General features: G+C 61.1%; 13 protein-coding genes. 3 read left to right on the top strand and 10 right to left on the bottom strand.

What is annotated here, in order from left to right; translation table 11 throughout:
- Positions 1–96: 96 nt before the first annotated feature.
- From AB7E65_RS09020 to AB7E65_RS09050, 7 genes are all read right to left on the bottom strand, one after another.
- A complete protein-coding gene (locus AB7E65_RS09020; protein WP_428745717.1) occupies positions 97–1,542 on the bottom strand; it encodes an RtcB family protein in 1,446 nt (481 codons plus the stop codon).
- 170 nt (positions 1,543–1,712) lie between these two features.
- Positions 1,713–2,126: an archease gene (locus tag AB7E65_RS09025; RefSeq protein WP_428745718.1), complete on the bottom strand. Its 414-nt coding sequence runs from the start codon at positions 2,124–2,126 to the stop codon at positions 1,713–1,715.
- Between the two features lie 12 nt (positions 2,127–2,138).
- The gene (locus tag AB7E65_RS09030) at positions 2,139–2,654 is read right to left on the bottom strand and encodes a BCAM0308 family protein (protein WP_428745719.1); all 516 of its coding nucleotides are present in this window, start codon (positions 2,652–2,654) and stop codon (positions 2,139–2,141) included.
- Positions 2,655–2,810: 156 nt separating this feature from the next.
- A complete protein-coding gene (locus AB7E65_RS09035; protein WP_428745720.1) occupies positions 2,811–3,116 on the bottom strand; it encodes a hypothetical protein in 306 nt (101 codons plus the stop codon).
- A 133-nt stretch (positions 3,117–3,249) separates the two neighbouring features.
- Positions 3,250–4,638: a phosphomannomutase gene (locus AB7E65_RS09040; RefSeq protein ID WP_428745721.1), complete on the bottom strand. Its 1,389-nt coding sequence runs from the start codon at positions 4,636–4,638 to the stop codon at positions 3,250–3,252.
- Entirely contained in the window at positions 4,635–5,003 is a 369-nt protein-coding gene (locus tag AB7E65_RS09045) for a four helix bundle protein (RefSeq protein WP_428745722.1), read from the bottom strand. Before AB7E65_RS09045 ends, AB7E65_RS09040 begins: the two co-directional genes overlap by 4 nt.
- Positions 5,004–5,386: 383 nt before the next feature.
- Positions 5,387–7,120 carry a mannose-1-phosphate guanylyltransferase/mannose-6-phosphate isomerase gene (locus AB7E65_RS09050; RefSeq protein ID WP_428745723.1) on the bottom strand — a complete coding sequence of 578 codons (1,734 nt, stop codon included), beginning with the start codon at positions 7,118–7,120 and terminating at the stop codon, positions 5,387–5,389.
- A 527-nt stretch (positions 7,121–7,647) separates the two neighbouring features.
- On the opposite strand from AB7E65_RS09050, the gene AB7E65_RS09055 reads away from it, so the two are divergent.
- Positions 7,648–7,878, top strand: a complete 231-nt coding sequence (locus AB7E65_RS09055; protein ID WP_428745724.1) for an AbrB/MazE/SpoVT family DNA-binding domain-containing protein — start codon at positions 7,648–7,650, stop codon at positions 7,876–7,878.
- Positions 7,868–8,215 (top strand): type II toxin-antitoxin system PemK/MazF family toxin, encoded by a 348-nt coding sequence (locus AB7E65_RS09060; RefSeq protein ID WP_428745725.1) that lies wholly within the window; start codon positions 7,868–7,870, stop codon positions 8,213–8,215. Before AB7E65_RS09055 ends, AB7E65_RS09060 begins: the two co-directional genes overlap by 11 nt.
- Before the next feature lie 151 nt (positions 8,216–8,366).
- Here the strand turns inward: AB7E65_RS09060 and AB7E65_RS09065 are convergent, their stop codons facing one another.
- The 3 genes from AB7E65_RS09065 to AB7E65_RS09075 all read right to left on the bottom strand — a co-directional run bounded on the left by AB7E65_RS09065 (position 8,367) and on the right by AB7E65_RS09075 (position 10,414).
- Positions 8,367–8,621 carry a type II toxin-antitoxin system RelE family toxin gene (locus AB7E65_RS09065; RefSeq protein ID WP_428745726.1) on the bottom strand — a complete coding sequence of 85 codons (255 nt, stop codon included), beginning with the start codon at positions 8,619–8,621 and terminating at the stop codon, positions 8,367–8,369.
- On the bottom strand, positions 8,599–8,820 hold the full coding sequence (locus tag AB7E65_RS09070; protein WP_428745727.1) for a ribbon-helix-helix protein, CopG family: 222 nt from the start codon (positions 8,818–8,820) through the stop codon (positions 8,599–8,601). The genes AB7E65_RS09065 and AB7E65_RS09070 overlap by 23 nt, the downstream gene beginning before the upstream one ends.
- Positions 8,821–8,992: 172 nt before the next feature.
- Positions 8,993–10,414, bottom strand: coding sequence for an MBL fold metallo-hydrolase RNA specificity domain-containing protein (locus tag AB7E65_RS09075; RefSeq protein WP_428745728.1), 1,422 nt, complete (start codon positions 10,412–10,414; stop codon positions 8,993–8,995).
- Between the two features lie 209 nt (positions 10,415–10,623).
- On the opposite strand from AB7E65_RS09075, the gene AB7E65_RS09080 reads away from it, so the two are divergent.
- Positions 10,624–11,634, top strand: coding sequence for an NAD-dependent epimerase (locus AB7E65_RS09080; protein ID WP_428745729.1), 1,011 nt, complete (start codon positions 10,624–10,626; stop codon positions 11,632–11,634).
- Positions 11,635–11,844: the final 210 nt, after the last annotated feature.

Raw genomic sequence — 11,844 nt, forward strand, 5'->3', positions numbered from 1 at the left:
GGCGCGCGATTGTCGAGCAATGAGGCGTACTTACGTACGTCGAAGCAGCGAGAGCAATTGCAGCAACGCAGCAGTTGGTGAGTTTTTGCGACGCCATCACCCTTTAACCACCGCCATCGGCACCAGCCGCGCCACAATGCGGCCGATCCCGGCGCGGCGCACCACTTCCACCACCTCCGAGACATCCTTGTACGCCTCGGAGATCTCTTCCGCCATGGTGGCGCGGCCGGCGGCGCGAATCAGAATTCCCTGCGCGGCCAGGTCGGCTGGAATGTCGCGTCCGCGGGCCATCTTCTTGGCGGCGTGGCGCGACAGGACCCGGCCCGCACCATGGCAGGTCGAACCGAACGTCTCGTTGAACGCATCTTCCGTGCCCACCAGCACATAGGAGCAGCGCCCCATATCGCCGGGGATCAGCACCGGCTGCCCCACCTCGCGGTAGAGCGCCGGCGTCTCGGCATGCCCCGGAGGGAAGGCGCGGGTGGCCCCCTTGCGATGCACGCACAACCGCCGCGCGCGTCCCTCGACCTGATGCGTTTCCCACTTGGCGATGTTGTGGCACACATCGTAGATCAGGCCCATGCGCAGCTGCGAGGGCCCGGCCTGCAGCACCTGCTCGAACGTTTCACGCACCCAGTGCGTGATGAGCTGGCGGTTGGCAAAGGCGAAGTTGGCTGCCCCGGCCATCGCCGCCAGGTACTGCCGCCCTTCAGGGCTCTCCAGCGGCGCGCAGCACAGCTGGCGGTCCGGCAGCTCGATGCCGTATTTGGCAGCCGCGCGCAGCATCATCTTGAGATGATCGTCGCATACCTGGTAGCCAAGCCCACGGCTGCCGGTATGGATGGAGACCGTCACCTGATCCTCGAAAAGCCCCAGAGCGTTCGCAGCTTCGGAATCAAGCACCTCGTCGACCCGCTGCACTTCAAGGAAATGATTGCCCGAGCCCAGCGTGCCGAGCTGATTGCGTCCGCGCTCCAGGGCGCGCTCGGAGATCACCTCCGGATCGGCGCCGGCGATGGTGCCGCGCTCCTCGATGTGATCGAGATCCTGCGCGGAACCGAAACCGTTTTTCACCGCCCAGGCCGCACCCTGCTCCAGCACCTTGCGCGTTTCACGGGGCGCCAGGCTCAGATCGCGGCGATGCGAGCCGACCCCGGAGGGCACATTGCGAAACAGCGCATCCGCCAGCTCCCTGAGGTGGGGGCGAATCTCCTCAGATTCCAGCTCGCTGCGCAGCAGCCGTACCCCGCAGTTGATGTCGTAACCCACCCCACCCGGAGACACCACGCCGCCATTCTCCGGATCAAACGCCGCCACCCCACCGATGGGGAAGCCGTAGCCCCAGTGGATATCGGGCATGGCGATGGAGCGGCCGACAATACCCGGCAGCGTCGCCACATTACGCACCTGCTCCAGCGCCTGCTCCTTCTGCAGCACCTCCATCATGGCCCGATCGGCAAACACCAGCCCCTCAACCCGCATCTTCCCTTCGCGGGGGATGCGCCAGCGGCACGGGTCGATCTGTTGGAGCTTGATGGGCATGGGTGAAAACCTTTTTTTGAACCACAGAGGGCACAGAGAGCACAGAGGAAAATCTGAGAAAAAAATCTTCTACTTCTGAACTTCAGATCTTCTGTGTTTCTACCCTAAGCTTTTTTGTTTTCTCAGTGTTCTCTGTGCTCTCGGTGGTTCAAGCTTTTTAGCTTTTTGGATTATATATCGACATAAACCCGCGCATGCCACTGCCCGCCCTTCTCCTCCACCAGCACCTGATGATGCGTGATCGCCTTGACTTCACGCTCCAGCGGGTGGCGCTGCGGGTCGAAGGGTTCGCCTTTGATCTGGGCGCGCAGGAACCCCTCGCCGAACTCCAGCTCGCAATCGGCGGGCAGAAACCCCCGGCACTCGAACAGAAACAGCAGCTCCGACAGCCAGGCCACCAGCAGCTCGGCGTCGTCGGAGCCGCTGACCTCGATTTGCTGTGTCTCGCGAGGGCTCACCGGCGCGTCGGCCACGATCACCTCGCGCAGCGCACAGGCGGCCTGGGCAAAAAGCTCGCTGCGGGAATCGCCCCAGATCTCCAGGCCGAGGTCAGCGGTGTGTTCGATCTGTCGATAGCGGTTCACGAACAAGCCGGATCAGTCGCGCCGCCACTGAACCCGGCAGACGTTGTGGTCGTCGGTCCAGTCCACCTGGAGATCGCCCTGATGGGCGCTGTGCAGGGCGCGCCCCAGGTGCTCGGCCAGTTTTTCCTCCGTGGTCTCGATCACCATATCATCCCCCTCCCGTTCCATGCGCATGATGCGCTCCAGGGGGTTCTTGGACGTTGCCTTGCTCTCCTCGTTGCGTAGAATGTTGCGGATCTCCTCCTCATGGTTCCAGAGGTAGCTGCCGCTCAGAGTGACGATGCCTTCGGGATAATGCTCGCTGATCTTGCGGCAGGCCGGGCAGGTGACGCGATTCACACCGCTGTCGTTCAGAGCCTTTTGCGCTTCGGCGGGGTCAAGATACCAGCGCTTGTTGCGGTAAAGCGCCTGGCAGCTCTCGCAGATCGCCGGCTCCTTGTGCCCCTCTGCGGGCATATAGGGATCTTCGCTGGTAGGCGTGCGTTTCCGTTTGCCGCCGATGCCGAATTTGCCGATATTTTTGTTCATGGATAAACCCCCTTTCTGGTATCAACCAGGTTTTTCCAGCACCCTCATTAGCTCAGTATACCAGCTTGTCGCAGATTTAAAGGGGGGAGGGTGGAAGAGGTGTGGAGGGTGGGGCGTGACGGGTGGGGCGTGACGGGTGGGGGGCCCTCCAGGCCCCTACCGTGGCAGGTCGAGGTATTCGCGCGTTTCGAGTTCGAGGATGGCGGCGGCCAGGCCGAGGACGATCTGGCGCGGGGTCGGTTCGCTCTCCCACCAGGCCAGGTCGAGCTGATGCGCCTCTCCCGGCCAGTCCGCGATCAGGGTCTGATAGGGATCGGGCAGCTTGTCGATCATCGCCCCGACCCGCTCTGCCAGGTAGCTGTTGAGCTCGCCGGACGGCGCCTGGTCAAGGGGAACATTGGCACCGAAGCGCTGCTGCACATCCTCCGCCAGTTCTTTGACAAGTTCATCGCGTGATGCCATTTGCAGATCTCCTTAAACGGAAAAAACCTTCCCTCACCCTGACCCTCTCCCGCTGGGAGAGGGGACTCTCATAGCTCCTCCCCCCAGCGGGGGGAGGTTGGGAGGGGGGGCGGGAAGCTCCGAGTGGTCTTTTCTACCTCTCCCCACCCACCATCGCCAGCAGCGCCTCCGTCTTCACCCGCATCAGCTTTTCATCGCCGCGGCTCTCCACGTTGAGGCGCAGCACCGGCTCGGTGTTGGACATGCGCAGGTTGAAACGCCAGCGGTCGAACTCCATCGCCAGTCCGTCCGTGTGGTCGACCTCCCGGGCCTCGTCTGCGTATGTTTTTTCCACAGCCGCCATAACCGCCGCCGGATCCTGCACGGTGCGGTTGATCTCGCCGCTCGCCGGAAAACGCGCCATGCGTTCGCCGACCAGCTGCGACAGCGTCTTCTGCTCGCGGCACATCAGCTCCAGCACCAGCAGCCAGGGGATCATGCCGCTGTCGCAGTAGGCGAAGTGGCGGAAATAATGATGGGCGCTCATCTCGCCGCCGTACACCGCGTCCTCTTTGCGCATGCGCTCCTTGATGAAAGCGTGGCCGGTCTTGCTCATGATCGGCTCGCCACCCGTCTCGCGTACCATCTCGATGGTATTCCAGGTCAGGCGCGGATCGTGAATGATGCGGGCGCCGGGAACCTTCTGCAGGATGTTGGCCGCCAGCAGGCCGACAATATAATAGCCTTCGACGAAGTCGCCGTTTTCATCGAAGAAGAAGCAGCGGTCGAAATCACCGTCCCACGCCAGACCGAGCAGGGCGCCATGGGCGCGCACCGCCTCCGCCGTCGCAGCACGATTCTCCGGCAGCAGCGGGTTGGGGATGCCGTGAGGGAAGCTGCCGTCGGGCGCGTGATGCACCTTGATCAGCTCGAAGGGCAGCTGCGCCTCCAGCAGATCGAGGATCGGGCCGGCGCAGCCATTGCCGGCGTTGACCACTATCTTCACCGGCCTGAGCGTCGGCAACTCAATATAGCCGAGCAGATGACGGATATAAGGGCCTTTCACGTCGTACTCATGCACCGCGCCCGTTTGTTCCGGCGCGCCGAAATCGGCCACTTCCGCGAGCCTGCGGATCTCGTTCAGGCCGCTGTCGCCGCTGATGGGCCGCGCCCCCTCCCGCACCAGCTTGAGGCCGTTGTAGTCCATGGGGTTGTGGCTCGCGGTGACCATGATGCCGCCGTCCATCCCGCCATAAAAAGTCGCAAAATAGACTTCCTCGGTGCCGCACAAGCCGATGTCGTACACATCCACTCCGCCCTCGCTCAGCCCCCGGCATAAAGCCTCGCTCAGCCCCGCACTCGAATGGCGCACATCACGCCCCACGACCACCTTCCGCGGCCGCAGAAACTCAGCATAAGCCCGCCCGATCCGCCAGGCAATCTCCTCATTCAACTCATCCGGCAGCCGCCCGCGGATGTCGTAGGCTTTGAAGCAGGTTAAGGGCGTCCGTTGTCCGTTGTCCGTTGTCCGTTGTCTGCTCATGCTGGCTGTTGTCCTATGGATTTAAGGTACGCGTTGATCTTAGGTAAAAGCTCCTGGAGAATCTGGTTGATTTTTTCTGTATGTTCAGGCGAAAGAAGGTTTCTTTTATAGGCTCGCCGTAACCAGTGCTGGACTTCTGCCAGGGAGCCTCTGGCAATTTTTACAAACCGGCGGTTGTCCTGAAAGCTGCCTCGACCGGTACCTTCAGCGATGTTTGCGCCAACACTGTCTGCTGCGCGAACCAGTTGATAGCCTAAAGTATTTTTCGCCATAGGAGGCCATTGTGCAACGATTGTCCATAGAAGATCGGCCAAATCTTCAGCCAGGCGATAAACCCGCAAGGATTGGAAATTGCTTCGTGTCATTGTTGGAACCTGTCTGTGGTTTGTTGTCCGTTGTCCGTGGTCCGTTGTCCGTGGTCCGTGGTCCGTGGTCCGTGGTCCGTGGTCCGTGGTCCGTGGTCCGTGGTTTGTGGTCCGTGGTCCGTGGTCCGTGGTCCGTGGTCCGTGGTCTGTGGTCTGTGGTCCGTGGTCCGTGGTCCGTGGTCCGTGGTCTGTGGTCTGTGGTCCGGTGGAGAAAACCCTTGTATTTTTGATGTGTTGACGGTCACAATTTCACTGACAACTGACAACTGACAACTGACAACTGACAACTGACAACTGACAACTGACAACTGACAACTGACAACTGACAACTGACAACTGACAACTGACAACTGACAACTGACAACTGACAACTGACGGCCGCGTTAGCGGCCATACCGATCCTCAAACCGCACAATATCATCCTCGCCCAGGTAACTCCCGCTCTGCACCTCGATCATTTCCAGCGCGATCTTGCCCGGGTTTTCCAGGCGGTGGGGGACGCCCAGCGGGATGTAGGTGGATTCATTCTCTGACAGCAGGAAGGTCTCCTCGCCGCGGGTCACCCGCGCCGTGCCCTTGACCACGATCCAGTGCTCGGCGCGGTGGTGGTGCAGCTGCAGCGACAGGCTCGCTTCCGGCGCCACCGTGATGCGCTTCACCTGAAAGCGCGCATCGCTCGCCAGCCCCTCGTACGCGCCCCAGGGGCGGTTGACGCGGCGGTGCAGCAGCGCCTCGTCGCGCCCGCGCGCTTTGAGCTGCTGCACGATCGCCTTGACGTCCTGCACCTGGTCACGCGGCGCGACCAGCACCGCATCGGCGGTTTCAACCACCACGTGGTTCTCCAGCCCCACCGCCGCCACCAGGCGCTGCTCGGCGTGCAGGTAGCAGTTGCGGCTGTTCTGCGTCAGCACGTCGCCCCGGGTGACGTTGCCGTTCTCGTCTCGCTCGCCGACCTCCCACAGCGCCGACCAGGAGCCCACGTCGTTCCAGCCGGCGTCGAGGGGAATCACCGCCGCATCAGCCGTCTTCTCCATCACCGCGTAGTCGATGGAATCGCTCGGGCAGGCCGCAAACGCCTCGGCATCGAGGCGGGTGAAATCCAGGTCGCGCTGCGCCCTGTCCAGCGCATCACGACAGCAGGCGACCATCTGCGGGGCGAATTTCTCCAGTTCGCGCAGATAGCTCGAAGCCTTGAACAGGAACATGCCGCTGTTCCAGTAGTAATCGCCCGCCGCCAGGTATTGTTCCGCCGTAGCGCGGTCAGGTTTTTCGACGAACCGGGAGACGGAGAGGATCGGTCCGTTGTCAAACCTGTCCGTTGTCCGTTGTCCGTTGTCAAACCTGTCCGTTGTCCGTTGTCCGTTGTCAAACCAGTCCGCGGTCCGTTGTCCGTTGTCCGTTGTTGAGCCTCTGCCCGCTGTTGGTGGGCGATTCGTCTCATCGGGTTCTTCCTGCAACGGACCACGGACCACGGACCACGGACCGCCTTTAATATGTTCTTTGTCCGTTGTCCGTTGTCCGTTGTCAAACCTGTCCGCGGTCCGTTGTCCGTTGTCCGTTGTTGAAGACCGGTCAACTGTTGGTGGGCGATTCGTCCCATCGGGTTCTTCCTGCAACGGACCACGGACTACGGACAACGGACCGCCTTTAATATACCCATACCCCGTCTCCGGTGCGGTCGGCACGATGCCGAAGGTCAGCAGGCCGCCTTCCTCGGCTGCCGGCGCTCCAAGGCCGACCGCCTGCCGCAGCGCCTCCGGGCGCTCGATCACATGGTCGGCCGGCAGCACCAGAAGCAGCGGATCATCGCCTTCAGCCATGGCACGCAGGGCCGCCACCGCGACTGCCGGTGCCGTGTTGCGCCCCACAGGCTCCAGAATAATAGTCGAGGCGGGGCATCCGACCTGGCGCAGCTGTTCCGCCACCATGAAGCGGTGCGCCTCGTTGCACACCACCAGCGGCGCGGCCAGATCGCGCACTCCCTCAAGGCGCAGCGCCGTTTCCTGCAGCATCGTGTGATCGCCGACCAGCGGCAGCAGCTGTTTGGGGTAGAGTTCGCGCGACAGAGGCCATAGACGGGTTCCGGCTCCGCCGGACAGGATGACGGGGACAATCATGGAAAAACCTCGATATGATTCAGGGCAGATTGTAGATTCTTTGTGGGTGAAGGGCCGGATTCAGCGAAATCACTCAATAGTAGCGGCAAAATCAGTAATCTTCAACGGATGAGTCGGAAATTTTCCCCACTTCGCGCTCCCTCACCCCGGCCCTCTTCCTTGGACTCCCTCACCCCGGCCCTCTTCCTTCGACTCCCTCACCCCAACCCTCTCCCGCTGGGAGAGGGGGAAAACCCTGCTCCTCCCCCCAGCGGGGGGAGGTTGGGAGGGGGGAGCTGTTGGGAGGGGGGAGCTTGCCGCACCGTCGAGGTAATGGTAGTATTACCTGTGTATTGCCAGGCGAACATCTTGATGGAGGTCTGGATCCGTGAGATCGTCAGGGAACTGCCGATTTGAAGCGGCATTACAGGCTTCACGGGGTGAGGGGTGAAGAGTAAGGCGTGGGGCCGTGAACAAAATCAGTTTATTACGCTTTTTCTCTTCACTCTTCACGCCTCACTCATCACCGATTCAGGGAAGGTTCAACAATGCAGACATCGACCAGCAAGCTCACTTCAAAATACCAGGCGACCATCCCCGAACCTGTCCGTCGTGCTCTGCATCTGGACGCCGGCGACGCCATCGCTTTCGACATCGAAAACGATCACATCACCCTGCGCAAGGCCCGCCCCGTTGATCTGGCCTTTACCCGGGCGCTGGAAGGCACGCTGACCGAGTGGGAATCTAGCGCGGATGAAGAGGCTTATCATGATCTATGAGGCCTTCGATGTCGTGGTGGTGCCTTTTCCTTTTACCGACCGTGCCACCACAAAACGCCGTCCGGCGCTGGTTCTATCTGATGCCGCGATATTTAACCGGCCGGTCGGCCAGGCGGTCATGGCAATGATTACCAGCGCCAGAAATTCCGACTGGCCTCTCGATGTTGAAATCGAGAATCTGGATGCAGCCGGTCTGCCGGCCCCCTCCATCGTCAGAATGAAGCTCTTTACCCTGGATGAGAAACTTGTCCTCAGAAAAGCCGGGGCACTTGCGGGCGCCGATCGGGGGCGGGTTTCTTCAGCGTTGCGCAAGCTTCTCCAGAGACATTTTGCTTAGCTCCTCGCTCCCTCACCCCGACCCTCTCCCTTGGACTCCCTCACCCCAACCCTCTCCCTTGGACTCCCTCACCCCAACCCTCTCCCGCTGGGAGAGGGAGTGAATTGCTCCTCCCCCCAGCGGGGGGAGGTTGGGAGGGGGGAGCTTGCCGCTACCGGTAAACTTCTTTGCGATGAGCCACGCGCAGTACGAGAATTCTGACCTGACCCTCGTTGATTTCGTAAACCACCCGATATACTCCCACGCGCAGGCGCCGCAGACCGGAAAAATTTCCTTTGAGCAGTTTGCCGACGTGAGGATTCTCGGCCAGTGCGTCGATCGCTGCCACCAGTCGGGTGCGATCGGCTTTGGGCAGCGCCTGCATTTCCTTGAGGGCGCTTTTCTTAATCGTCAGCGAGTAGGGCACGGCGCGCCTCTTGCCAGTTTACGGTTTCGTCGCAGGGGTCGCGCAAGCGTTCCACAGCCAGACTCAGGTCATCGAAATCCTCCAGGTACGCTTCAATCGCCTGGCGGATAATGTCGGCGCGAGTGCGGTGCAGACTCTTCGCCGCGCGGTCAAGTGCCGAAACCGTTTCATCGGGAAGGCGGGCAGTAATTTGAGACATGGAAACTCTCCTTGAATGTCGTTGACTTTTTCTGACATTATAAGTGGTGAAGCGGAGGCGGTCAATGTGGGAAAAGCCTTCGTCTCCCTCACCCCGACCCTCTCCCGCTGGGAGAGGGAGTGAATTGCTCCTCCTCCCAGCGGGGGGAGGATGGGAGGGGGGAGCTCGCCCGTCAATCCACCTCAACCCCCAACGCCTCCAGCTCCTTGGCCAGCGCAGCCTTGGCCTGCGCTTCGCCGTGCACCAGCCGCACCTTCTGCGGTCTGTGGCGCATGCGGCGCACGAAATTGACGAGATCCTTGCGGTCGGCGTGGGCCGAGTAGCCGCTCAGGGTGTGAACCTGCGCGCGGATGTCGTAGCGGCGCCCGTCCAGCACCACGTAGCCGCCGCGCGGGCCGTATTTCTGGATGTCGCGCCCCGGCGTCCCCGCCGCCTGATAGCCGACGAACAGCACATCGGTTGACTTTTCGTTCAGAAGCGCTTTCAGGTAATTGACGATGCGCCCGCCGGCGCACATGCCGCTCGCCGCAATCACGATACAGGGGCGCAAATGCTTTTTCAGATAGCCCACCGTATGCAGATGATTATCATGGCTGTCTACCGTGGTCAGCTGCTCAAACGCCAGCGGATGGCGCCCAGCCCGTACCCTGGCGCGCGCCTCCGCATCCCAGAACGGGCGCAGCTTGCGGTAAGCCTCGGTAAAACGGGACGCCAGCGGCGAATCGACGATGATCTCCAGCTCCTCCCACGGCAGCCCTTTGGCGGCAAAACGCGCACGGTTGCGATGGATGATTTCCTCCAGTTCGTACAGCAGCTCCTGGGTGCGGCCGATGCTGAACGCCGGTACCAGGATCACCCCGCGATCCGCCAGCGCCCGCTCCACGACTTCCCGCAGACGTTGGTGGCGTTCTCTGCGCCCCTCGTGCACCCGGTCGCCGTAGGTGCTCTCCAGCACCAGCAGATCGGCTCGGTACGGTGCGCGCGGCGCCGGCAGCAGCGGCGTGTAGGGGGCGCCCAGGTCGCCGGAGAAGAGGATGTGGAGGCTGTTTTTTGTCCGTGGTCCGTTGTCCGTGGTGGAACCTTCGGATTGGATGCGGCAGGTGACGTAGGCCGATCCCAGAATGTGCCCGGCCGGTGTCAGTTTGACCGACAGCCGTGGTGCGTCCACTCCGGTTTCGATCGGATGCCATTGGCCATAGGGCAGGGCGACGATGCGGTTTTTGATGTGGGCGATGAACTTCTCCACCAGGCGCCGGTCGCGGGTAAAGCCTATTTTGACCGCATCCTCCAGCACCAGCGGCAGCAGCACCGCCGACGGTTCGCTGCAGATGATCGGTCCGTCGAATCCCGCCGCCAGCAAATAAGGAATGCGCCCCACATGATCGATATGCACATGAGTGACCACCAGCGCCTTGAGATGCCCCGTCTCAAAATCGATCTCCAACCGCCCTTCGCCGCGTGTCTGCTCGTCTTCGCCCTGAAAAAGACCGCAGTCGATCAGGATTCCCGCGCCACCGTCCAGACGCAGCTCATGGCAGGATCCGGTCACCCCCTCGCGGGCGCCGTGATGATGAATGGTATAAGGTTCAGACACAATCCCCTCCTTTGATGAAAGTGCCTAAAAATACATAAATTTCAGCGAATAAGCCACCCAGTCCGAAATATTTGCGCCGAACCACTTAATTTCTCTCGCAAAATACGCTATATTGCAATGTCCGATGCAAAAAGATTTCCATAGGTCCCATCCGTCCTATAAAGTCCCATCGGTCCCAAAACCCGCAACCCCGGAAGAGAACCCAAGGCATGCAGAAAATACTCGTCACCGGCGCCGCCGGCTTCATCGGTTTCCACCTCACCCGGCGCCTCCTCGCCCGCGGCGACCAGGTCGTCGGCCTCGACAACCTCAACGACTACTACGAGGTCAGTCTCAAGCAGGCCCGCCTGGCGCAGCTCACCGACCACCCCGCGTTTCGCTTCGTGCAGATGAGCCTCGAAGATCGCCCCGGCATGGAAGCCCTCTTTGCCGGAGAGCGCTTCGGTAAAGTCGTCAATCTCGCCGCGCAGGCCGGTGTGCGCTACTCTCTGGAGAATCCCCACGCCTACGTCGACAGCAACCTGGTGGGCTTCATGAACATCCTCGAAGGGTGCCGCCACAACGACGTGCAGCACCTGGTGTTCGCCTCATCCTCCTCCGTCTACGGTGCCAACACCCGCATGCCCTTTTCCATCCACCACAACGTCGACCACCCCGTGTCCCTCTACGCCGCCACCAAGAAAGCCAACGAGCTGATGGCGCACACCTACAGCCACCTCTACCGGCTGCCGACTACGGGGCTGCGCTTCTTCACCGTCTACGGCCCCTGGGGGCGTCCCGACATGGCGCTGTTCCTGTTTACCAGAGCCATCCTCGAAGACCGTCCCATCGACGTCTTTAACTACGGTAAAATGCGACGCGACTTCACCTACATCGACGATATCGTCGAAGGCGTCGTCCGCGTCACCGACAACACCGCCGCCCCCAACCCCGACTGGTCGAGCGACACCCCCGATCCCGGCACCAGCGCGGCCCCTTACCGCAACTACAACATCGGCAACAACAGCCCGGTCGAGCTGATGCACCTCATCGAAACCCTGGAAAAAGCCCTGGGGAAAAAAGCGCAGAAAAACCTCCTGCCGATTCAACCCGGCGACGTTCCCGCCACCTACGCCGATGTGGACGACCTGGTTCAGGATGTCGGCTTCAAGCCGGCTACGCCGATAGAGGAGGGGGTTGAGAAATTCGTGAAATGGTATCGGGAGTATTATAAGATATAAGCGAGCAGCGCGCGCCGCGGAAGTCAAAGGCTTTAAAATCTTTTTCTGAACGCAGATAAGGTCAAAGGCATAGGGTTTTTATCCTTAGCCCGGTTTATTCATGACCCGCATTCGAACCGACCGTGTTCATGACCATTTAGGGTTGTATGAACGCTCTTTGGACCTCTTTTTCGTTTCGGCGGTTGGAAATAAATGATTTCTGGGGGTTCT

Origin of the sequence: Syntrophotalea sp., assembly GCF_050253115.1 — a bacterium.
Lineage (GTDB): Bacteria > Desulfobacterota > Desulfuromonadia > Desulfuromonadales > Syntrophotaleaceae > Syntrophotalea > Syntrophotalea acetylenica.

Bases quoted from the DNA above. Each gene is read 5' to 3' on its own strand.
- AB7E65_RS09080 (WP_428745729.1), top strand. From the start codon at position 10,624: ATGCAGAAAATACTCGTCACCGGCGCCGCCGGCTTCATCGGTTTCCAC.
- AB7E65_RS09040 (WP_428745721.1), bottom strand. From the start codon at position 4,638: ATGAGCAGACAACGGACAACGGACAACGGACAACGGACGCCCTTAACC.
- AB7E65_RS09045 (WP_428745722.1), bottom strand. From the start codon at position 5,003: ATGACACGAAGCAATTTCCAATCCTTGCGGGTTTATCGCCTGGCTGAA.
- AB7E65_RS09050 (WP_428745723.1), bottom strand. From the start codon at position 7,120: ATGATTGTCCCCGTCATCCTGTCCGGCGGAGCCGGAACCCGTCTATGG.
- AB7E65_RS09035 (WP_428745720.1), bottom strand. From the start codon at position 3,116: ATGGCATCACGCGATGAACTTGTCAAAGAACTGGCGGAGGATGTGCAG.
- AB7E65_RS09020 (WP_428745717.1), bottom strand. From the start codon at position 1,542: ATGCCCATCAAGCTCCAACAGATCGACCCGTGCCGCTGGCGCATCCCC.
- AB7E65_RS09030 (WP_428745719.1), bottom strand. From the start codon at position 2,654: ATGAACAAAAATATCGGCAAATTCGGCATCGGCGGCAAACGGAAACGC.
- AB7E65_RS09060 (WP_428745725.1), top strand. From the start codon at position 7,868: ATGATCTATGAGGCCTTCGATGTCGTGGTGGTGCCTTTTCCTTTTACC.
- AB7E65_RS09055 (WP_428745724.1), top strand. From the start codon at position 7,648: ATGCAGACATCGACCAGCAAGCTCACTTCAAAATACCAGGCGACCATC.
- AB7E65_RS09070 (WP_428745727.1), bottom strand. From the start codon at position 8,820: ATGTCTCAAATTACTGCCCGCCTTCCCGATGAAACGGTTTCGGCACTT.